Annotated in this window: 19 protein-coding genes and 1 riboswitch; of the genes, 8 read left to right on the top strand and 11 right to left on the bottom strand. The window is 60.2% G+C overall.

What is annotated here, in order from left to right:
* Window positions 1-82: 82 nt before the first annotated feature.
* Both KGB25_RS01120 and KGB25_RS01125 read right to left on the bottom strand, forming a co-directional pair.
* Window positions 83-802, bottom strand: coding sequence for a 16S rRNA (uracil(1498)-N(3))-methyltransferase (locus KGB25_RS01120; RefSeq protein WP_223434060.1), 720 nt, complete (start codon window positions 800-802; stop codon window positions 83-85).
* Window positions 803-942: 140 nt separating this feature from the next.
* Window positions 943-2,349 carry an adenosylmethionine--8-amino-7-oxononanoate transaminase gene (locus KGB25_RS01125; RefSeq protein WP_207284869.1) on the bottom strand — a complete coding sequence of 469 codons (1,407 nt, stop codon included), beginning with the start codon at window positions 2,347-2,349 and terminating at the stop codon, window positions 943-945.
* 223 nt (window positions 2,350-2,572) lie between these two features.
* Here KGB25_RS01125 and KGB25_RS01130 point away from each other — a divergent pair, with 223 nt between their 5' ends.
* The 3 genes from KGB25_RS01130 (at window position 2,573) to KGB25_RS01140 (ending at window position 5,772) form a co-directional block, all read left to right on the top strand.
* Window positions 2,573-4,339 carry a flavin monoamine oxidase family protein gene (locus tag KGB25_RS01130; RefSeq protein ID WP_223434061.1) on the top strand — a complete coding sequence of 589 codons (1,767 nt, stop codon included), beginning with the start codon at window positions 2,573-2,575 and terminating at the stop codon, window positions 4,337-4,339.
* 252 nt (window positions 4,340-4,591) lie between these two features.
* Window positions 4,592-5,143 (top strand): cytochrome b, encoded by a 552-nt coding sequence (locus KGB25_RS01135; RefSeq protein ID WP_008033319.1) that lies wholly within the window; start codon window positions 4,592-4,594, stop codon window positions 5,141-5,143.
* A 32-nt stretch (window positions 5,144-5,175) separates the two neighbouring features.
* Window positions 5,176-5,772 carry a YceI family protein gene (locus tag KGB25_RS01140; RefSeq protein ID WP_008033318.1) on the top strand — a complete coding sequence of 199 codons (597 nt, stop codon included), beginning with the start codon at window positions 5,176-5,178 and terminating at the stop codon, window positions 5,770-5,772.
* Between the two features lie 237 nt (window positions 5,773-6,009).
* Here KGB25_RS01140 and KGB25_RS01145 read toward each other — a convergent pair whose 3' ends face one another.
* The 4 genes from KGB25_RS01145 to ahcY form a co-directional block, all read right to left on the bottom strand.
* Window positions 6,010-7,884 carry a DEAD/DEAH box helicase gene (locus KGB25_RS01145; RefSeq protein WP_223434062.1) on the bottom strand — a complete coding sequence of 625 codons (1,875 nt, stop codon included), beginning with the start codon at window positions 7,882-7,884 and terminating at the stop codon, window positions 6,010-6,012.
* Window positions 7,885-8,106: 222 nt separating this feature from the next.
* Window positions 8,107-8,922 carry a substrate-binding periplasmic protein gene (locus tag KGB25_RS01150; protein ID WP_008045028.1) on the bottom strand — a complete coding sequence of 272 codons (816 nt, stop codon included), beginning with the start codon at window positions 8,920-8,922 and terminating at the stop codon, window positions 8,107-8,109.
* A gap of 196 nt (window positions 8,923-9,118) precedes the next feature.
* The gene (gene metF / locus KGB25_RS01155; protein WP_008045026.1) at window positions 9,119-9,964 is read right to left on the bottom strand and encodes a methylenetetrahydrofolate reductase [NAD(P)H]; all 846 of its coding nucleotides are present in this window, start codon (window positions 9,962-9,964) and stop codon (window positions 9,119-9,121) included.
* A 191-nt stretch (window positions 9,965-10,155) separates the two neighbouring features.
* On the bottom strand, window positions 10,156-11,565 hold the full coding sequence (gene ahcY / locus KGB25_RS01160; protein WP_008045025.1) for an adenosylhomocysteinase: 1,410 nt from the start codon (window positions 11,563-11,565) through the stop codon (window positions 10,156-10,158).
* A gap of 23 nt (window positions 11,566-11,588) precedes the next feature.
* Window positions 11,589-11,687: riboswitch (S-adenosyl-L-homocysteine riboswitch) on the bottom strand.
* Between the two features lie 198 nt (window positions 11,688-11,885).
* Here ahcY and KGB25_RS01165 point away from each other — a divergent pair.
* Window positions 11,886-12,278 (top strand): acyl-CoA thioesterase, encoded by a 393-nt coding sequence (locus KGB25_RS01165; protein ID WP_008033312.1) that lies wholly within the window; start codon window positions 11,886-11,888, stop codon window positions 12,276-12,278.
* 182 nt (window positions 12,279-12,460) lie between these two features.
* Window positions 12,461-13,342 carry a formate/nitrite transporter family protein gene (locus tag KGB25_RS01170; protein WP_223434063.1) on the top strand — a complete coding sequence of 294 codons (882 nt, stop codon included), beginning with the start codon at window positions 12,461-12,463 and terminating at the stop codon, window positions 13,340-13,342.
* Here the strand turns inward: KGB25_RS01170 and KGB25_RS01175 are convergent, their stop codons facing one another.
* Window positions 13,343-14,608, bottom strand: a complete 1,266-nt coding sequence (locus KGB25_RS01175; RefSeq protein ID WP_207284864.1) for a cation:proton antiporter — start codon at window positions 14,606-14,608, stop codon at window positions 13,343-13,345. It lies immediately after the preceding gene.
* Window positions 14,609-14,741: 133 nt separating this feature from the next.
* The gene (locus KGB25_RS01180; protein WP_008045014.1) at window positions 14,742-15,911 is read right to left on the bottom strand and encodes an MFS transporter; all 1,170 of its coding nucleotides are present in this window, start codon (window positions 15,909-15,911) and stop codon (window positions 14,742-14,744) included.
* A gap of 285 nt (window positions 15,912-16,196) precedes the next feature.
* Between KGB25_RS01180 and KGB25_RS01185 the strand changes: the two genes are divergently transcribed.
* Window positions 16,197-17,030, top strand: a complete 834-nt coding sequence (locus KGB25_RS01185) for an EamA family transporter (protein ID WP_008033307.1) — start codon at window positions 16,197-16,199, stop codon at window positions 17,028-17,030.
* A 41-nt stretch (window positions 17,031-17,071) separates the two neighbouring features.
* The gene (locus tag KGB25_RS01190) at window positions 17,072-17,455 is read left to right on the top strand and encodes an MAPEG family protein (RefSeq protein ID WP_008045013.1); all 384 of its coding nucleotides are present in this window, start codon (window positions 17,072-17,074) and stop codon (window positions 17,453-17,455) included.
* Between the two features lie 158 nt (window positions 17,456-17,613).
* Here the strand turns inward: KGB25_RS01190 and KGB25_RS01195 are convergent, their stop codons facing one another.
* On the bottom strand, window positions 17,614-18,798 hold the full coding sequence (locus KGB25_RS01195) for a murein transglycosylase A (protein ID WP_223434064.1): 1,185 nt from the start codon (window positions 18,796-18,798) through the stop codon (window positions 17,614-17,616).
* A gap of 128 nt (window positions 18,799-18,926) precedes the next feature.
* On the opposite strand from KGB25_RS01195, the gene KGB25_RS01200 reads away from it, so the two are divergent.
* Window positions 18,927-19,376, top strand: coding sequence for a c-type cytochrome (locus KGB25_RS01200; RefSeq protein WP_223434065.1), 450 nt, complete (start codon window positions 18,927-18,929; stop codon window positions 19,374-19,376).
* Between the two features lie 128 nt (window positions 19,377-19,504).
* Here the strand turns inward: KGB25_RS01200 and KGB25_RS01205 are convergent, their stop codons facing one another.
* Together KGB25_RS01205 and ligB are read right to left on the bottom strand one after the other, a co-directional pair.
* Window positions 19,505-19,900 (bottom strand): DUF1090 domain-containing protein, encoded by a 396-nt coding sequence (locus KGB25_RS01205; protein WP_223434066.1) that lies wholly within the window; start codon window positions 19,898-19,900, stop codon window positions 19,505-19,507.
* A 98-nt stretch (window positions 19,901-19,998) separates the two neighbouring features.
* Window positions 19,999-21,672, bottom strand: coding sequence for an NAD-dependent DNA ligase LigB (ligB, locus tag KGB25_RS01210; RefSeq protein WP_223434067.1), 1,674 nt, complete (start codon window positions 21,670-21,672; stop codon window positions 19,999-20,001).
* Between the last annotated feature and the right edge of the window lie 128 nt (window positions 21,673-21,800).

The raw sequence follows: 21,800 nt of genomic DNA on the forward strand, positions 1-21,800 counted from the left end.
CTCCCACAGAAATCTCCAGTGAACATGAAACTGGTGAACACCCAAAATTCAATGTGGGAGCTAGCCTGCTAGCGATGGCGGCCTAGAAATCACCCCAAAGTTGCTGGGCAACCGCCAGTGCAACCACTGGCGCAGTCTCGGTGCGCAACACCCGCGGGCCGAGGCGGGCGGCCTGGAAGCCGCTGGCCTTGGCCTGATCGACTTCGGCATCGGACAAACCTCCCTCCGGACCGATCAGGAATGCCAGACTTGAAGGTTTGGCATGACTCACCAACGGCTCAGCCACCGGATGCAGCACCAGCTTCAACTCTGCCTCGGTCTGCTTCAACCAGTCCGCCAACAACACCGGCGGGTGAATCACCGGCACCCGTGAACGCCCGCATTGCTCGCACGCGCTGATCGCCACCTGGCGCCAGTGCATCAGGCGTTTGTCGGCGCGCTCGTCCTTCAAGCGGACTTCACAGCGGTCGCTGAAGATCGGGGTGATTTCGGTCACGCCCAGTTCGGTGGCTTTCTGAATCGCCCAGTCCATCCGCTCGCCACGGGACAAGCCCTGGCCGAGATGGATCTGCAGCGGCGATTCGATTTGCCCGGCGAAGCTTTCGTCGATCTGTACCACGACGCGCTTCTTGCCGACCTCGACCAGCTTCGCGCGAAACTCATGACCCGAACCGTCGAACAGTTGCAACGCATCACCCTCGGCCATGCGCAGCACGCGGCTGATGTAATGGGCCTGGGCCTCGGGCAACTCGTGCTCGCCAGTGCTCAGGGGGGCGTCGATAAAGAAGCGGGACAGTCTCATGCGGGTTCTCTGAAAAAGGTGTTGGTCGTCTTTGTGGGAGCGAGCCTGCTCGCGATAGCATCACCGAGGATGATCAGAAAGACCTCGGCGTCTGCATCGCGAGCAGGCTAGCTCCCACATTGATCGCTGTGTGTGATCAATCAACCCGGATCACGGAACCCGGGATGGAAATCCTGCGGCACCGACACGCTCACACTGTTGCGTGTCGCAATGTCGATCCCTTCACTGGCCACTTGCGCCAGAAAGTCGATCTGCTCCGGGGTGATCACGTACGGCGGCAGGAAATACACCACGCTGCCCAGCGGTCGAAGTAAAGCACCGCGTTCCAGCGCGTGCTGGAACACCTTCAAGCCACGACGTTCCTGCCACGGATAAGCTTCTTTGGTCGCCTTGTCCTTGACCATCTCGATGGCCAGCACCATACCGGTCTGACGCACTTCCGAGACGTTCGGATGATCGGCCAGGTGCGCGGTGGAGGAGGCCATGCGCTGGGCCAGCGCCTTGTTGTTCTCGATCACGTTGTCTTCTTCGAAGATATCCAGCGTCGCCAACGCCGCCGCGCACGCCAGCGGATTGCCGGTGTAGCTGTGCGAATGCAGGAACGCGCGCAAGGTCGGGTAGTCGTCGTAGAACGCGCTGTAGACATCTTCCGTCGTCACGCACGCCGCCAGCGGCAGGTAACCGCCGGTCAGGGCCTTGGACAGGCAGAGGAAATCCGGGCGGATGCCGGCCTGTTCGCAGGCGAACATCGTTCCGGTGCGGCCGAAGCCGACGGCGATTTCGTCGTGGATCAGGTGCACGCCATAACGGTCGCAGGCTTCGCGCAGCAGTTTCAGGTAAACCGGGTGATACATGCGCATGCCGCCGGCGCCCTGGATCAGCGGCTCGACGATCACCGCCGCGACGGTGTCGTGGTTTTCGGCCAGGGTCTGTTCCATCGCGGCGAACATGTTCCGCGAGTGTTCTTCCCAGCCCATGCCTTCAGGGCGCAGGTAACAATCGGGGCTCGGCACCTTGATGGTGTCCAGCAGCAACGCCTTGTAGGTTTCGGTGAACAGCGGCACGTCGCCCACCGACATCGCCGCCATGGTTTCGCCGTGGTAGCTGTTGGTCAGGGTGACGAAGCGCTTCTTGTTCGGCTGGCCGCGGTTCAGCCAGTAGTGAAAGCTCATTTTCAGCGCGACTTCGATGCAGGACGAACCGTTATCGGCGTAGAAGCATCGGGTCAGGCCTTCCGGCGTCATCTTCACCAGACGCTCGGACAACTCGATCACCGGCTGATGGCTGAAACCGGCGAGGATCACGTGTTCCAGCTGATCGACCTGATCCTTGATGCGCTGGTTGATGCGCGGGTTGGCGTGGCCGAACACGTTGACCCACCAGGAGCTGACGGCGTCGAGGTAGCGTTTGCCTTCGAAGTCTTCCAGCCACACGCCTTCACCGCGCTTGATCGGGATCAGCGGCAGCTGTTCGTGGTCTTTCATCTGGGTGCAGGGATGCCACAACACGGCGAGATCGCGTTGCATCCACTGATTATTCAGGCCCATTTCCAGTCTCCTCGAGGCGGTCCGCGACAGGCGCGGACATACAATCGCGCAAGCCTATGCAATGCGTGGCATCGGGACAACCCATTGTGTCGAATGAGCTACTTTGTATAGGGCGATAGACGTCGCTGGCGGGCCTTTGATGGCTGACGTATTCTTCGCGGTTCTTTGAGTCGTCTGACTCGCAAAACCGCTTTTTTCTACGTGTATTTCCGGAGTTCGCTGAATGTCTGCTGGTTGGCTGCGCGCCTGTGCGCTGGTGATGTTGGGGCTGTTCAGCGTGTCTGCGCTGGCCAAGGATAAAACGGCGATCGTGATCGGCGGCGGGCTCTCGGGCCTGACGGCGGCGTACGAACTGCAGAACAAAGGCTGGCAGGTGACCCTGCTGGAAGCCAAGCCGACCCTGGGCGGTCGTTCCGGCATGGCCACCAGCGAATGGATCGGCAACGACAAGACTCAGCCGGTGTTGAACAAGTACGTATCGACCTTCAAGCTGAGCACCACGCCGGCCCCTGAATTCGTGCGCACGCCGAGTTACCTGATCGACGGCGTGTACTACACCGCCGCTGACCTGGCCACCAAAGAGCCGGCCACCGCTGACGCGCTCAAGCGTTACGAGAAGACCCTGGACGACCTGGCACGCTCGATCGAAGACCCGCTGAACCCTGCCGCGACCAGCGCGCTGCATGCCCTGGATCAGATCAACGTCTCCAACTGGCTCGACCGTTTGACGTTGCCAGCCACGGCTCGCCAATTGATCAATCAGCAAATCCGTACCCGTTATGACGAACCTTCGCGCCTGTCGTTGCTGTACTACGCACAACAGAGCCGGGTTTACCGTGGCGTGTCCGACCGTGACCTGCGCGCTTCGCGCCTGCTGGGCGGTAGCCCGGTGCTGGCACAAGCCTTCGTCAAACAGCTGAAAACCATCAAGACCAGTTCCCCGGTCTCGTCCATCACCCAGGACAAGGACGGCGTGACCGTCAAGGTCGGCAGCGTCGGCTATCAGGCTGACTACGTCGTGGTCGCGGTGCCGTTGCGCGCCCTCAACAAAATCGTGATGACCCCGGCACTGGATGCCCAGCACATGGGCGCGATCAAAGGCACCAACTACGGTTGGCGCGACCAGATCATGCTGAAGTTCAAGACGCCGGTCTGGGAAAGCAAGGCGCGCATGTCCGGCGAGATCTACAGCAACACCGGCCTGGGCATGTTGTGGGTCGAGCCGGCGCTGAAGGGTGGCGCCAACGTGGTGATCAACCTGTCCGGCGACAACGCACGAGTGATGCAGGCCTTCGGCGACAAGCAGATGGCCGATCAGGTGCTGATTCGCTTGCACACGTTTTATCCACAGGCGCGCGGTTCGTTCACCGGTTATGAAATCCGTCGCTACAGCACCGACCCTTCGATGGGCGGCGCTTACCTGGCCTTCGGTCCGGGCCAGATCAGCAAGTTCTGGCGCCTGTGGGAACGTCCGCTGCAACGCGTAGCGTTCGCTGGCGAACACACCGACACCTTGTACCCGGGCACTCTGGAAGGTGCGTTGCGCACTGGTCAGCGTGCAGCCGGTCAGGTTGAAGACCTGGCGGCCGGCAAGTCGTTTGAACCGGCGAAGGTTGTCCCGGCAGCGACTGCTGCAGCAGCCGGCGCAGTGGCGGCGAAGAAAGGCAACTTCTTCAGCAACCTGTTCGGTGGTTCTTCGGACGACGACAAGAAGCCGGAACCCGTGAAAGCGCCAGAGCCCGTCACACCGCCAGCCCCGGCACCGGCTCCAGTAGCAGCCCCGGCCCCTGCGCCAGTGGAAGCGCCGAAACCTGCCGCCCCGGTGAAAGCCGAGCCAGCCAAGAAGGCTGCGGCCAAGGCGCCGGCGAAAAAGCCTGCGACCGAAACCAAAAAGGCCCCGGCGAAACCGGCGGCAAAGAAAGCTGAAGCGGCGAAGAAACCTGCAGCCAAACCTGCTGCGACCCCGGTAGCTGATACCAAAGCGCAGTAAGCGTCTGGATTAAAGAAACGCGGCGTAAATGCCGCGTTTTTTTATGCCCGAAGAAAAGAATTGAATAAATCTCATGGCATTGGTGTTCTTGATCTGGGCGTCATTTTTTTTCACACATTGGTCGTTAATCTTTCCTTAACTCACCGATTTCAGACTCTTGATCGTATTTCTCGATATTTCAAAGCGAAATTTTCCGCTTTAATTCGATAGATAACTCGATAGTCTTGGTCGCAATTCTCACAGGATTTGGGCATGCAGCTACGTAACTCTTCTTCCCGCTACGGTTGGGTCAGCATCTTCATGCACTGGGGCGTGGCGCTGGCGGTCTTCGGTCTGTTTGCACTGGGCCTGTGGATGGTCGATCTCGACTACTACAGCACCTGGCGCAAAGATGCGCCGGAGCTGCACAAGAGCATTGGCCTGGTGTTGCTGGCCGTGATGGTGCTTCGGGTGCTGTGGCGCTTTATCAGCCCACCACCGCCAACGCTGGAAAGCTATGGCCGGCTGACGCGCATGGGCGCGAAGTTTGGCCATTCGTTCCTGTACCTGGGTCTGTTTGCTGTGATGATTGCCGGTTACCTGATTTCCACCGCAGATGGTGTCGGGATTCCGGTGTTTGGCCTGTTCGAAGTTCCTGCACTGGTTTCCGGACTACCGGACCAGGCAGACACCGCCGGTGAGATTCATCTGTATCTGGCATGGGTGCTGGTAATTTTTTCCGGTCTCCATGCGTTGGCAGCATTGAAGCACCACTTTATCGATCGTGATGCGACCCTTACTCGAATGCTGGGTCGCAAAGCCTGAAGTTCAACCTCGACTCCAAAGGAATAGAAAGCATGTTGAAAAAGACCCTCGCCGCTTTGGCAATCGGTTCCGCTCTGCTGTCCGCCGGTAACGTAATGGCCGCTGATTATGTCGTCGACAAGGAAGGCCAGCACGCCTTCGTTGACTTCAAGATCAGCCACCTGGGCTACAGCTTCATCACCGGTACCTTCAAGGATATCGATGGCAAGTTCAGCTTCGACGCTGCCAAGCCTGAAGACGCCAAGATCGAGTTCAATGTGAACACCGCCAGCGTCTTCACCAACAACGCCGAACGCGACAAGCACATCGCCAGCGGTGATTTCCTGAACGCGAGCAAATTCGCTAAAGCCACCTTCGTTTCCACCAGCGTCAAATCCACCGGCAAAAACGCCGCTGGCAAAGACACTGCGGACGTGGCGGGTGATCTGACCATCGCTGGCGTGACCAAGCCAGTCGTGGTCAAGGCGACCTTCCTGGGTGAAGGCAAGGATCCATGGGGCGGCTACCGTGCCGGCTTCGAAGGCACCACCAACCTCAAGCGTTCCGATTTCGGCAAGCAGAAAGACCTGGGCCCAGCGTCCGACGCGGTTGAACTGTACGTGACGTTTGAAGGTGTCAAAGCGAAGTAATTTTCGCGCCTGACACAAAAACGCCCCCGATCTCGCGATCGGGGGCGTTTTTTATTGCCAAGCGTAATCTGCGTCGCACCACGAATCCTGTAGGAGCGAGGCTTGCCCGCGAAAGCGCCAGCGGCCTCACCACAGAAATCCGGTTGACCCCTTCGCGGGCAAGCCTCGCTCCTACGAAGAGCAAAAAAAATGCCCCGGATCGCGAGATCAGGGGCATTTTTTATGGCTGGGTAAAACTCAGCGGTTGCGAGTCAGCAACGCTGGTTTCTCACCGCGCGGGCGGCCTGGCAATTGATCAAGCTGTTCAGGTGTCGGGAAACGATCGGTTTTCGACTCCTTGTGAATGATCTTCGGAGCCGGGCCGCGCGGGTTCTGCACGGCCGGTTCCGAGCGTGACTGCTCGTCACGTGCCGGGCGACGGTTGCGGCCTTCTTCGCGACGGGCCTGACCGTCACGTGGCGCACCGTTGCGTGGACCGCTGCGCTTGGCTGGCGGCGTGCCAGTGGAGGCGCCGTCGCTGCTGCGTGGACCGCTTTGGCGACCCTGAGGCTTGCCGCCGGTGCGTGGAGCACCTGCGCCAGCGGCCGTGCCTTGTGCCGGAGCACCCGGACGGCGGCCACGGCCCTGGGCCGGTTTGGCTTGAGGCACGTAGTCGACGCGGTTACCGAAGTTATCGATATCGTCGTCCAGGAACTCGTCCGGAGCGCGATCAGCGGCAGCGCGTGGCGCCGGGCGCTGTTGCTCGCGGGCAGGCGTGCCTTCGCGTGGCTTCTGCTCACGTGCCGGGCGCTCGCCACGGCCGCTGGCTGCCGGTTTTTCCTTGCCGCCCTTGTCCTTGCCCTTGTCTTTACGACCGCCACCACCGCCGCTGCCGTTCGGACCGTCGCCGCGCGGGCCACGTGGGTTGCGCGGGTTACGCACATCCGGACGCTCGCGCACTTCCGGCTTCTCGGCTTCCACGGCGCTGGAATCGAAGCCCATCAGGTCGCCGTCGGCGATTTTCTGCTTGGTCATGCGTTCGATGCTTTTCAGCAGCTTTTCTTCGTCCGGAGCCACCAGCGAGATCGCCTCGCCCGAACGACCGGCACGGCCAGTACGGCCGATACGGTGCACGTAATCTTCGTCGACGTTCGGCAGTTCGAAGTTGACCACGTGTGGCAACTGGTCGATGTCGAGGCCGCGCGCGGCGATGTCAGTAGCGACCAGGATGCGCACTTCGCCGGCCTTGAAGTCGGCCAGGGCTTTGGTGCGCGCGTTCTGGCTCTTGTTACCGTGGATGGCAACGGCGCTGAGGCCATGTTTATCCAGGTATTCGGCCAGGCGGTTGGCGCCGTGCTTGGTGCGGGTGAACACCAGCACCTGTTCCCAGGCGCCCGCGGTAATCAGGTGCGCCAGCAGAGAACGCTTGTGGTTGGCTGGCAGGCGGAAAACCCGTTGCTCGATACGCTCGACCGTGGTGTTCGGCGGCGTCACTTCGATGCGTTCCGGGTTGTGCAGCAGCTTGCCGGCGAGGTCGGTGATGTCCTTGGAGAACGTCGCCGAGAACAGCAGGTTCTGACGCTTGGCCGGGAGGCGGGCCAGGACCTTCTTCACGTCATGGACAAAGCCCATGTCGAGCATGCGGTCGGCTTCGTCCAGCACGAGGATTTCCACGTGTGACAAATCGACGCTGCCTTGGCCGGCAAGGTCGAGCAGGCGGCCAGGGCAGGCTACCAGCACGTCAACGCCACGGGACATGGCCTGAACCTGTGGGTTCATGCCGACACCGCCGAAGATGCAGGCGCTGACGAACTTCAGGTCACGGGCATAGACCTTGAAGCTCTCGTGTACTTGAGCCGCGAGTTCGCGGGTAGGGGTCAGGACCAGTACGCGCGGTTGGCGCGGGCCGTGACGCTGGGATTTGTCCGGGTGACCGTTAGGGAACAACCGCTCCAGGATCGGAAGGGCGAAGCCACCGGTTTTGCCAGTACCTGTCTGAGCCGCAACCATCAGGTCGCGACCTTGCAACACGGCGGGAATGGCCCGCTGTTGCACCGGAGTAGGCTCGGTATAGCCCGCTGCCTCGATGGCGCGGACTAAAGCCTCGGAGAGACCGAGGGAAGCAAAGGACATGAGTAATCCTGTTTTAGTTAGGGCTTGGCCCAATGGGAGTCTTGCCTGGCGCGAATGGCGTTTAAGAGGACGCAATCCCGTCCGGTCCTGCTGGGCCTCGAAGGCTCGTCTGGAGCGCTCGCGCGGGCTGAAAAGCTGCGCTGTAGCGGGGTCGAGATGCCTTGAACAAGTCCGAGCGTCCGGGCGTGAGCCTGGCGGGAAGGCCGGAGTATAACAGAGCAATCACTGCGCGCCGCTTTCCTGCTGCTCAACGGTTTTTTCGCGGGCAGCGGTGGCCCCGGCAGTTTTCGTGCTGGTAGCCGGACCGGCGCCATAACGGGCGCTGAGTTCGGCGTACGCGGGTTCACGCTTGAATCGTTTGAGCTCGGCGCCGAAACGCTGCACCAGCAAATCCATGCCCGCGTTGCGGCGCACCGCCAGAAACTGGCTCTGCTGGCTGATGACGGTCGGGTTTTCGCTGATCTGGTCGCGGATATTCAATTCGTCGAGCAAATGCTGGCCCACCCGGCGGTCGGTGATAAGCAGGTCGATCCTGCCGCGCACCAGTTTGCCGAAGTTGGCTTCATGGGTGGGTGCCGGTTCGCGCGTGAACAGCGTCGATTCACGGAAGTCCGGGCTGTACAGATAACCCGGCGAGGTGCCTATCGTCAGGCCTTTCAGGTCGTCGAGGGTGCTAAACGGATGCGGGCGTTCGTTGGCGTAGAACAGCACGAACTGGACTTCCGAGAGCGGTTCGCTGGGGTAGAGCAGGGTCGCCTCGCGCTCGTCGCTGTGAAAAATGTCCAGCGCGCCATCGGCCTGGCCGGTTTCAAGCATCGACAGGCAGCGTTTCCACGGCAGGAACTGCCACTCGACTTCGATCCCCAGGCGCTTGAAGACGATGGCCGTGGTTTCGTAGTCCAGGCCCAGTGATTTGCCATTTTCCTCGTAGACATAAGGCGCCCACGGTTCAGTGACAATGCGTAGCTTCTCGCCCCGAGCGGCGAAGCTCAGGCAAGTGAAAACCAGCACGGCAATTAACTGTGGGATCAAAGGCATGGGCTTGAGATTACGACGAGAAACGGGAAAGAGCCAGAAACCGACTGCAGATGCTCTATCTCCGTGTGTTGCATCACAATAAAAGTACGTAGAAAGCAAAAAATCGCAGCCTTCGACCGCTCCTACAGGGATTAAACATGCCCGAATGTAGGAGTGGCCGAAGGCTGCGATCTTTTGATCTTGCTTTAAACGTTTATCAGCGCGGCAACTTCAGGTTGTTCCACACCGCCAGACTCGCTTCAGCCTGGTTCAGTGTGTAGAAGTGCAGCCCTGGCGCACCACCTTGCAGCAGGCGTTCGCACATTTCGGTGATGACTTGTTCACCAAAGCCTTGAATGCTCTGGGTGTCGTCGCCGTAGGCTTCCAGTTGCTTGCGGATCCAGCGCGGGATTTCCGCACCGCAGGCATCGGAGAAACGCGCCAGCTTGCTGTAGTTGGTGATCGGCATGATGCCCGGCACGATCGGGATGTTCACGCCCATCGCCCGTACACGCTCGACGAAGTAGAAATAGCTGTCGGCGTTGAAGAAGTACTGGGTGATCGCGCTGTCGGCGCCAGCGTTGGCTTTGCGCACGAAATTGGTCAGATCGTCTTCGAAATTGCGCGCTTGCGGATGCATCTCCGGGTAGGCGGCGACTTCGATGTGGAAATGATCACCGGTCTCTTCACGAATGAATTGGACCAGGTCGTTGGCGTGTCGCATTTCGCCGCTGGCCATGCCCATGCCCGAAGGCAGGTCACCGCGCAGGGCAACGATGCGCTTGATGCCGGCAGCCTTGTATTGCGCCAGCAGGCCGCGCAAGTCGTCCTTGCTGTCGCCTACGCAGGACAGATGCGGTGCGGCAGGGACTTTGACTTCGCTTTCGAGCTGCAACACGGTGTTGAGGGTTCGATCACGGGTCGAACCGCCAGCGCCATAGGTGCAGGAGAAGAAATCGGGGTTGTACGTGGCCAGCTGACGAGCAGTGGCGAGCAGCTTTTCATGCCCAGCGTCGGTCTTCGTAGGGAAGAACTCGAAGCTGTAGCGACGGTCTTGGGACATGGTCATATCCTTGGAAACGCGTAAGCCTTGCAGTCGCCACGTTTACTGTAGGAGCGAAGCTTGCTCGCGAAAGCAACAACACGGTGCTTCAGAAACAACGCGGTGATGCTTTCGCGAGCAAGCTTCGCTCCTACAGGGGAGCGTGGTTTCTGCTTAAGTCCGCTCCCATGGGGAGCGGACAGCAGGTCGAATCAGTAGCGGTAAGCGTGCGGCTTGAACGGACCTTCAACCGTCACGCCGATGTAGTCGGCCTGGGTCTTGGTCAGTTGAGTCACGACGCCGCCGAAACCGCGGACCATTTCCAGGGCCACTTCTTCGTCGAGTTTCTTCGGCAGTACTTCAACAGTCAGGCGCTCGGCTTTCTGGGCTGGCGACAGGTCGGCGTACTTCTGACCGAACAGGAAGATCTGCGCCAGAACCTGGTTGGCGAACGAACCGTCCATGATGCGGCTTGGGTGACCGGTGGCGTTACCCAGGTTAACCAGACGGCCTTCGGCCAGCAGGATCAGGTAGTCGTCGTTCTGGGCATCGAATGCGCCAGGACCGGTACGGTGGATTTTGTGAACCTGTGGCTTCACTTCTTCCCATGCCCAGTTCTTGCGCATGAAAGCGGTGTCGATTTCGTTGTCGAAGTGGCCGATGTTGCAGACAACAGCGCGCTTCTTCAGGGCTTTGAGCATGTTCGCGTCGCAAACATTGACGTTGCCGGTGGTGGTCACGATCAGGTCGATCTTGCCCAGCAGCGCTTTGTCGATGCTTGCTTCGGTACCGGTGTTGATACCGTCGATGAACGGCGAAACCAGTTCGAAACCGTCCATGCAGGCTTGCATGGCGCAGATCGGGTCGACTTCGGAGACTTTAACGATCATGCCTTCCTGACGCAGGGACTGAGCGGAGCCCTTGCCCACGTCGCCGTAACCGATGACCAGCGCTTGCTTGCCGGACAGCAGGTGGTCGGTGCCGCGCTTGATCGCGTCGTTCAGGCTGTGACGGCAGCCGTACTTGTTGTCGTTCTTGGACTTGGTCACCGAGTCGTTGACGTTGATGGCCGGGATTTTCAGCTCGCCCTTGGCCAGCATGTCCAGCAGGCGGTGAACGCCAGTGGTGGTTTCTTCGGTCACGCCGTGAACGCGATCCAGAACCTGTGGGTACTTGTCGTGCAGCAGCTGGGTCAGGTCGCCGCCGTCGTCGAGGATCATGTTGGCATCCCATGGCGCGCCATCTTTCAGGATGGTTTGCTCCAGGCACCACTCGTACTCTTCTTCAGTCTCGCCTTTCCAGGCGAAAACCGGGATGCCAGCAGCGGCGATAGCAGCAGCGGCCTGATCCTGAGTCGAGAAAATGTTGCAGGACGACCAGCGAACTTCGGCACCCAGGGCAACCAGGGTTTCGATCAGCACGGCAGTCTGAATGGTCATGTGGATGCAGCCGAGAATCTTGGCGCCTTTGAGCGGCTGCTCACCGACGTACTTGCGGCGCAGACCCATCAGGGCTGGCATTTCGGATTCAGCGATGATGGTTTCGCGACGGCCCCAGGCAGCCAGGGACATGTCGGCGACTTTGTAATCGTTAAAATCTGCAGGCGTGATAACAGCGCTCATGAAGAGCCTCCATTCGTAATGTATGCGAATGGGCGCCGTTGTGCGTTTAGTGTCTGGCCGTGGCCAGTCAACGCCCCATCCGAGCCTGACAGGTTGAACCTGCTGCAGCGCCCCTCGGACAGGTGGCGGGAAAACGGTATCAATGGAACGTTACCGTTTTGAAACGGGGGCGATTATAGCGGGCTATGCTGATCTTCCAAAGCGTTTCTGTCGGTCAATGTCCGAACGGTAATCGTGACCATAGACGATGCTTAATAGAGCTCTAGTCCGGGCTCTGCCATGATGGCACCCATCATTCGGCAAGACGCTCAGGAGTGAATATGAATTTCCACACCCGCAAATGGGTAAAACCCGAAGACCTCAACCCCAACGGCACGCTGTTCGGCGGCAGCCTGTTGCGCTGGATCGACGAAGAAGCGGCGATCTACGCCATCGTCCAGTTGGGCAATCAGCGCGTGGTGACCAAGTACATTTCCGAAATCAACTTCGTCAGCGCCTCGCGCCAGGGCGACATCATCGAACTGGGCATCACCGCCACCGAGTTCGGCCGCACCTCGATCACCCTGACCTGCGAAGTGCGCAACAAGATCACCCGCAAAAGCATCCTGACGGTGGAGAAGATGGTCTTCGTCAACCTCGGCGAAGACGGCCTGCCCGCCCCACACGGCCGGACCGAGATCAAGTACGTCAAAGACCAGTTCAAGGACGAGTAATGCGAGTTCCGTAGGAGCCGGCTTGCCGGCGATGGCGCCATAAGCGTCACCGCAAAAACCGAGTCGACCCCATCGCCAGCAAGCTGGCTCCTACAAGATGCGGTTTCATTTGTGGGGCCACTGAACAAGCGCCGAACCCCGCGTGTCGTACCTACATGACACGCCACCGGTTCCGGAGCTCTATGGACGCGCAAAAAGACGGCAAGACCCCGAACCTCTCGGCTGAAGAACGGCATGACGTCGAAAAAAGCCAGCCGCCACGTGCGGCTGTATTGCACGAAATCATCCGCACCCAGGGCGATCAGGAACTGGAACGCAGCGTCGCCGCACTATGGTGGTCAGCGCTCGCCGCCGGCCTGACCATGGGCCTGTCGCTGATGGCCATGGGGTTGCTCAACTCGCGCCTGCCGGACGACGAACACTTCAAGGTGATTGCCAGTTTCGGTTACTGCGCCGGGTTCCTTGCGGTCATCCTCGCCCGCCAGCAATTGTTCACCGAGAACACCCTGACGGCGGTGCTGCCGGTCATGACCAAACCCACCCTGAACAATTTCGGCCGGTTGTTGCGGCTGTGGTCGGTGGTGCTGGTGGGCAACCTTTGCGGCACCTTGCTGGTCGCGTATGTGATGTTGCACCTGCCGATTTTCGACACCAGGACCGACCTGGCCTTCCTCGATATCGGGCGCAAAGTCATGGAGAACGACGCGAGCAAGATGTTCGCCAAAGGCATTGTGTCGGGCTGGATGATCGCGACCATGGTCTGGATGATCCCGTCCATGGAGAGCGCCAAGATGTGGATCATCATCCTCATCACCTACCTCATGGCGCTGGGGGATTTCACCCACATCGTCGTCGGTTCGGCCGAGGTGTCGTATCTGGTGTTTGCCGGCGAGTTGCCGTGGAAGGATTTCTGGCTGGTGTTCGCAGGTCCCACGCTGGCGGGGAACATTATCGGTGGCAGCTTTATCTTTGCGCTGTTGAGCCATGCGCAGATTCGCAGCGAAAGCGGGCCGCCGAAGCAGCCTGCGGATCGGGAGCCCGACCCGCAGAAGGTCAAAAAATAATCAGTGATGCCCGGCCTGTGCCGCTGGCGCAGGCTCATCCCGGGTCACGTGCTTGACCAGTTTGCCGATGCTCAAGCCCTGCAACAGGATCGACGACAACACCACGATGTAGGTGATGCTCAGCAGCAAATCACGCTCCGGGCCCAATGGCAGCGCCAGGGCGAGCGCTACCGAAACACCACCGCGCAAACCACCCCAGGTCAGAATCCGGATCGTTCCGCGCGGCACTGTGCGCCAGCGTCGCAGCAGGAGGATGGCCGGTGCCACGGTCAACAGGCGCGAGAGCAGAATGGCCAGGGCCAGCAAACTTGCCGCCAGCACGTGCAGCCAGTTGAACGGCAGCAGCAACAGCTCCATGCCGATCAGGGCAAACAGCAGGGCGTTGAGCATGTCGTCGAGCAGCTCCCAGAAACCGTCCAGGTACTTTCGGGTCATGTCGTTCATCGCCAGGTTGCGCCCCAGATTGCCGATGATCAGGCCGGCGACCACCATCGCGATCGGTGCGGAAACATGCAGCTCCGACGCCATGGCCGAGCCGCCGATCACCAGTGCCAGGGTCAGCATGACTTCGATCTGATGCTGCTCGATGCTCTTGATCATCAGATACACCAGGTAGCCGATCAGCCCACCAAACAGCACACCACCAATTGCTTCGTGTGCAAACAGCAGGGCCGTGGCGCCTACGGTTGGGGTTTCACCGAGTTGCGCGATACCCAACAGCACGGTGAACACCACTACCGCGGTGCCATCGTTGAACAGCGATTCACCAACAATCGTGGTTTTCAGCGGTTTGGACGCGTTGGCGGTCCGCAGCACGCCGAGCACCGCGATGGGGTCGGTCGGGGAAATCAGCGCGCCGAACAGCAGGCAGTACAGAAAGCTCACATGCCAGCCGAACAGGGCAAAGATGTAATACGCGAGGCTGCCGATCACGGCGGTGGCGATCAATACACCAAATGTTGCGAGCAGGCCGATGGGCCAGCGATAGCTGCGCAGGTCATTGAGATTGACGTGCAGCGCGCCGGCGAACAGCAGAAAGGACAGCATCCAGTTCATCAGCAGATCACCGAAGTCGATCTGGCCGATCAGCTGTTGCACGCGCTCTTCGAGGCCGGGGTAACCGAGGAAACTCAGGCCCTGCAACAGCAGGGAAAACATCAGTGCGGTGACCATGACGCCGATGGTCGGGGGCAGGCCGATGAAGCGGAAATTCACGTAGGTGAGCAGGGAGGTGAGACAGATAAACGCAGCGACAAGTTCAAGCATCCGGGGTCCTTGGATGAGGGGAGAGATTAGTTTTCAGGTAGGTGCACCGAGTCGGCTTCTTCGCGGGCAAGCCTCGCTCCTACGGGATCTGCGCGATCCTGTAGGAGCGAGGCTTGCCCGCGAAGGCAATTATTCAGGCGGACACATTGACCGCAGTCGCACCGCGACGTTGCAGGTAAATGAAGAAAAGCGCTGTCAGCACCGTCAATCCACTGACCAGCGCGCCGGTCCACGGCAAGTCCGCCAGGTCCGCGCCGCTGGCGACCACCAGCCCGCCAATCCACGCGCCCGCCGCATTACCGAGATTGAAAGCGCTCTGGTTCAACGTCGAGCCGAGGTTCGGTGCTTCATGCGCCTGATCAATGATCAGCAGTTGCAGAATCGGGCACAGGGCGAAGGCAAAGATCCCCCACAGCACCAGCGTGATCGCCGCCGGAATCACCGAGTGACTGGTCTGCGTGAACGCGGCCAGCACGACCACCACCGCCAACGCCATGCCCACCAGTGAAGGCAGCAAGCGACTGTCGGCCAGGCGGCCGCCGAGCATGCTGCCCGCCGTCAAACCGACGCCGAACAACAGCAACATAATGGTCACGCCGTGCGGGCTGACCCCGGTGATGTCCTGCAGGATCGGCGCGATGTAGGTGAACACGCTGAACAGGCTGGTCGACGCCAGTACGCTCATGCCCAGGGCCAGCAGCACATTGACCTTGCCCAGCACCTTGAACTCGCTGGCGAGGTTGGCCTCGTCCATGGCGATGTCCTTCGGCAACCAGACCCACTGCGCAATCGCGGCGATCACACCGATCACCGACACCGCCCAGAACGTCGAACGCCAACCGGCGTATTGGCCGAGCGCGGTGCCCAATGGCACACCGAGCACATTGGCCAGGGTCAGGCCGGTGAACATCATGGCAATCGCCTGCGCCCGTTTGTTCGGCGCGACCAGACCGGCCGCGACCACCGAACCGATGCCGAAGAACGCCCCGTGGCATAACGCGGTAACCACTCGGGCGGCCATCAGCGTGGCGTAGTTTGGCGCCAACGCGCACAGCACGTTGCCGAGGATGAACATCAGTGTCATGCCTAGCAGGGTGGCTTTGCGCGGCATATTGGCGGTGCCGACCGCGAGGATCGGCGCGCCGAACACCACGCCCAGGGCGTAACCGGTGATCAACAGACCGGCGTGGGGAATGCTCACGGCGAGGTCGCGAGCGACGTCGGGCAGCAAGCCCATGATGACGAATTCAGTGGTGCCGATGCCGAACGCGGCAACAGCGAGGGCAAGCAAGGCGAGTGGCATGCGCAAGGTCTCTGTCGGTAGTCTTGACGCTGTGATCAGGCATACGCAGGCCGACGACCGTTCTCGAAGAGAGCGGGTCATGGCAGAAATTATTGGAATTAGTCTGTGCGCAACTGAGTGCGGCGTGGTCGCTTGCAGTATAAACAGCTGCTGACATATGGCGAATCAATTATCTCCCCCCGTCCCTGTAGGAGCACGGCTTGCCGGCGAAAGCGGTCTGAAGTACGCCTTCGCCGGCAAGCCGTGCTCCTACAGGGTGAGGATGATGAACAAAAGGAGTGTGCCGTGCTTGCAACGGCGTTGGTGTTGGTGGCGGCGCTGTTGCACGCGGCGTGGAACACCCTGATTAAATTCAGTGCGGAACGGTTGTTGGTCGTGGCCTGCATGGACAGCGTGGCGATGCTTTTTGTCGCGCTGATGTTGCCGTTCGTGGCGCTGCCACCGATTGAAATCTGGCCATGGATTCTCGCATCGGCCGCATTCGAATTGCTTTATCGCTATCTGCTGATTCAGGCCTATCGAGTGGGTGATCTCGGTTTGGTGTACCCGCTGATGCGTGGCTTGTCGCCGTTAGTGGTGCTGGCCTTGACGCTGATCTTTGCCGGGGAGGTGCTGACGAATCAGCAGATCTTCGGAATTCTGCTCATCCCGTTGGGCATGCTGTGCCTGCTGTGGCAGGGCGGTGGCGGTACGCGTTTGCCGTGGTCGATGCTGCCGGTGGTGGCGCTGATTGGCCTGTGCATTGGCTGCTACACCTTTATCGATGGCCAGGCGTTGCGGCGCTGGTCGCATCCGCTGGACTACCTGGTCTGGGTGACGTTGCTCAGCGCCTGGCCGTTTCCGCTGCTGGCGTTGGTGCGCAAGCGGCCGGCGTTCATGCTGTTCTGGCGTGAACAATGGCGCTTGGGATTGGCGGTCGGGTTCTGCGTGTTGTTCAGCTACGCTCTGGTGCTGTGGGCGATGCAGCTGGGGTCGATTGCAGAAGCGGCGGCATTGCGCGAGATCAGCGTGATTCTGGTGGTGCTGTTTGGCATGCGCTATCTGAAAGAACCTTTCGGTCGGCCGCGGCTCTTGGCCTGTGGGCTGGTGCTGATCGGCATGTTGGTGATGAAGTTTTGACCGGGATCCGGATTTTATAACTCGAAGAAAAGGACTGCGATATGACGGTTGCTCTGTGGTGCATTTTGATTGCGTTCTTCCTGCCCTATCTCTGCGTGGGGATTGCCAAGATCAGTGGCCGTTTTGGACTGAAAGACAACCATGACCCCCGGGATTTTCTCGAGTCACTGAATGGTTTGGGCCGGCGCGCCTACGCGGCGCAATTGAACAGTTTCGAAGTGACCCCGGCGTTCGCGGCGGCGGTGATCGTGGCCCACCTGGCCGGCAACGCCGAGCTGGTGACGATCAATGTGCTGTCGGTGTTGTTCATCACCAGCCGTCTGCTGTACATCATTTGCTACCTGGCGGACTGGGCGATTCTGCGGTCGCTGGTGTGGTTTGTGGGGATGGGGTTGATCGTGAGTTTCTTTGTGATTTCGGTCTGACATATCTGCGGTGTTTATTTTGGCCCCTTCGCGGGCAAGTCGGATCGCCGCCCGCTCGCTCCTACAGGTATTACAGTCGATCACAATTGTGTGATCGCCGCAGATCCCTGTAGGAGCGTGGCTTGCCCGCGAAAGCTATCTATCTGCCGCCACAGTAATTAAGGGTTGGCTTTAACCGCATCAGCCACCTGAGGCACTTGCGGCAAGGCCGCGCCTTTGGGCCAGAGCATCCAGATCTGCCCCTGCTGCTTCATGTCGCCAGCCAGTTGACCCGCCGCTTCGCCGGTGCCCCAGAACAAGTCAGCACGTACTTCACCGGCAATCGCACCGCCAGTGTCTTGAGCTGCCACCGGACGAACCAGTGCAGTGCCGTCCGGCCGCGTTGTGGATAACCACAACAGGCTGCCCAACGGAATCACTTTGCGATCCACTGCCGCGCTGTAACCCGCCGTCAGCGGTACGTTCAGCGAGCCGCGAGGGCCTTCATTGCTGTCCGGGTTGCGGGTGAAGAACACATAGCTCGGGTTGCTGCCGAGCAGTTCCGGAATGCGCGCCGGATTGGCCTTGGCCCAGTCGCTGATTGCGTCCATGGTCACGTCTTCTTTCTTCAGTTCGCCTTGCTCTACCAGCCAGCGGCCGATGGGGCGATACGGATGACCGTTCTGGTCGGCATACGCAATGCGCAACTGGCGACCATCGTCGAGCTGAATGCGACCGGAACCCTGGATTTGCAGGAATTGCAGGTTCATCGGGTCGGTCAGCCACGCCACGACCGGCGCCTTGACCCCTTTGGTTTCGATGGTTGCTGCATCGTCGTAAGGCTTGAGCACGCGACCTTCGAGCCGTCCGCGCAGGCGTTTGCCTTTGAGCTCCGGGTAGATGCTGTCCAGAGAGACGATGATCATGTCTTCTGGAACCCCGTATACCGGGATGTTCGCCACGGCAGTTTGGGTCAGGCTGCCGGGGTAGACCGGTTCGTAGTAACCGGTGATCAAACCGTTGGGATTGTCGTTGGCGGCGCGCAGGCCGTAGACGTCGAGGTTCTGTTTGAGGAAGCCGCGAATGTCACTGGCGGTTTGCGGCACGTTGCTGGCAGCAGCACAGGTCGAGCCCCAGATCGGGTCGGCCTTGAGTCGGGTGCACGCGCTGCGCCATGAACCGAAACCGGCGACCAGGTCGTTATCGGATACCGTCGGCAAGGCTTCCCAGGTGGCGCTGGAGTAAGTCGCCAGCGCGTGGGTCTTGGGTTTGTTGTTGTCACCGCCGGTGCAGCCTGCGAGCACGGCCACCATCGGGAGGGTCCAGGCGAGGCGGTGACGCCATGCCTTGAAACGGCTGTTCATGGAGTAATTCCTTTGTCGGTTGCCTGAGTGCTCCATGCGCTCAAACAACCCGTATTGATAATAGGGCTATTGGTCTTTGCCGATGACGCGAGGATACTGGCCGCCGTTTCCCGTGACCTGAAGCCACCATGACTCTTAAAAGACTTTCCGTTGTATTGCTGGCCTGCCTGACCTTGTCCGCGTGCGGCGGTGTCGATCCGAATTCGCCACTGGGCCAGCGCAAGGCAATCTTCAAACAAATGCTCAAGACCGGCGAAGACCTGGGTGGCATGTTGCGCGGCCGCATTCCATTCGACGGCCCGAAATTCGCTGACGGCGCGGTGAAACTCGATGCGCTGTCCCAGGAACCGTGGAAGCATTTTCCACAGGTGCGCGAAGAAGATCACACCAGCGCCAAGGGCGATGTGTGGCAGAAACAGGCACGCTTTCAGGAAATGGCCCGCAGCCTTGAAGCCGCCACCGGTGAATTGGTGATTGCCAGCAAGGTTCAGCCATACAAGGCCAGCAACCTAGGGCCGGCGGTGCAGAAGGTCGAAGATGCCTGCAGTGCGTGCCATAAAGAGTTTCGGGATCATTGATTTGCAGCGCTCTTGCTGACGCTTTCGCGAGCAGGCTCGCTCCCACATAGGATTGCATTCCCCTGTGGGAGCGAGCCTGCTCGCGAAGCTCCCTGAAGAACGCTACAAATTCCTGACTTTACCTTTTCTTATTTATCCAGCTCGTCGAGCGCGTTTTGCAGTTCCTTGCGCGACTCGGCCAGTTTGTCTTTGCGCTTGTTGATCTTCTCGGGGTCGCCTTTCTTCATGGCTTTGTCGAGGTCGGCCTGGCGCTGGCTGACTTCATGCTTGGCGTCGAGGACCTTGTTTTCCCGCTCCTTCTTCAGCGAAGCGTCGGTGCAATGCGCGGTAACTTCGCTCAGTGCCGTTTCCAGGCCTGCCTGCTGTTCGGCGTTGCCATGGGATTTGGCCAGTTCGATCTGGTTGATGATGCCTTGTTTCTTGGCGGCACAACCGGTCAGCCCCGGGGCCTCTTCGACGGCCATCAGTGGCGCGGCCATCACGCTGCAAAGGGTCAGCAGGGCGAGCGGTGAAAGAAATTTCATAAAAGCTCCATGTGCAGGTGCAATCGGGTCGATAGGGCGATGGGCGTTTGAGCTCGTCGGCCTCTTTGGGTTCCCGGGCGGGCGAGTATCTGCGGTTGCTAAAAACCGTCGATCCCCGCCGCACGTAATGTGTCGCTCAAGGCCAGGACCTGCGGGTCGCGGAAAAATGCACTCAATTGCGCCGCGCGTCCCGGGCCGATGCCGGCTTCGGCCTGCCATTGTTCGGTGTTTCGTTGTGCCAGTTCCTGCCAGGAGTCGGCGAGGTTTGCCTGGCCGGTCGGTGGTAAACCCAGGGCTTTGAGCCAGCGAGCAAAAGGGCGTTGGCGGGCACTGTTGAAACTGTTTAGAAGACGAGTACTGCTGCGCTCGCCGAAGCCGTTAATGTTAGCAAGCTCTTGAGCATCGAGGGTCAACCAATCCAGCAGGCCGTTCAGGTGGCCTGTTTCGAAAAGTGTCTCCCATGTTCCTGGGCCGACATGAGGCATGGCCAACCCTTGCTTGCCACTGAGCCAGGTCAGTCGTGCGAGAAACTGGCTTTCACAGCCCGGCGTCGGTTGCCAGCAACTCAAATGATGAAAGTCCGCTGCCAGCGGCGTGTTCAAGGCTGGGCGTTCGGCGGCGCGTAGTACGACGCCGTCGAGCCGGGGAATGGTCAGCCCCGCGAGGCTGATGGACACCTGATCGCCGGGGCGGATGTCCAGCTCCTCCCAGCGCCGCAGTGAGCTGACGCTGACACGCTTGATCTGCCGGTCATCGAGGGTCACCGGTTTCAAGTCCAGCACGGGGGTGATCCGTCCGGTGCGACCGACCTTGAAGTCGACTTTGCGTACTTCGGCCAGCGCCTGGGCAAAGGGGTATTTCCAGGCGACGGCCCAGTACGGTGTTTTTGCCTGCCAGCGCTCGGCCGAAGGCCGTTGGCTCTGGCGCAGGACCACACCATCACTGGCAAAGGGCAGGGGCGAGCGGTACCAGTAATTGCGCCAGTGTTCAGCATCGGCAAACGTCTGTACCGGCTGACTGTAAGGCGCGATGCTCGGCAAACCCAGCTCATCCAGAGCGGCGATGCGAGCAGGCAAACCGGCCGGGCCTTGTGGCCAGTCCCAGATAAACAGGCCGATGCCGGTCGCCTGCTCAGGGCTGAGTTCCTTGCGCGCCATCAAACCGGCCACGGTGGCGCGGGCATTGAGGCTTCCCGCCTTGACTTGCACATGGTCGGCCAGTCGCCAATAGAGTTCGCCTTGCACCAGCAGGTCCAGCGGGCGTGACAGTTGCCGGGGGATGGCGGGGATCAGTCGCGCCGAGGCCGTCCAGTCTTGCCCGTTTATTCCGTCGCCGCGACTGATTGCCTGGTGCAGTACGCCCTTGCGGTAGATCAGCGTCACCGCCACACCATCGACTTTGGGTTGTACCCAGAGGTCCTTGCGATCGCGCATCCAGGTTTCGGCTGCACGACCATCGCGCACTTTTTCCAGGCCGGTGTGGGCAATGGGGTGGGCAGTTTTGCCGCCAGCCGTGCGTAATGGTTCGGGCGTCAGGCCCAAGTCAAAGCAACTGCGCCATTCGGTGAGGCGAGCGAGGGCTTGATCGTAAAGTTCGTCGGCAACCAGCGAGCGGCCATGGTGGTGATAACTGTCATCCCAGGTGTCGATCTGTTTTTGCAGGGTGGTGATTTCGTCCAGAGCCCTGGCGGGCGGCCAGTCGGGACAGTCGGCTGCGGTTGTAGTGAGGCAAAAAAAGCTCAGAGAAAAAACAGAAAACAGGCGCAGAAGCATTGTGAGCGTCCTTGCTCAGGGGGATGCTTGAAGGCTAGTCAGTATTTTCTGGCGGGGACGGTGGGTGTTTTGCCTGGTGTTTCCGGGTGACTGGGCTGGCCTCTTCGCGAGCAGGCTCGCTCCTATAG

The sequence above is a fragment of the Pseudomonas sp. BF-RE-21 genome, assembly GCF_019947305.1.
Lineage (GTDB): Bacteria > Pseudomonadota > Gammaproteobacteria > Pseudomonadales > Pseudomonadaceae > Aquipseudomonas > Aquipseudomonas migulae.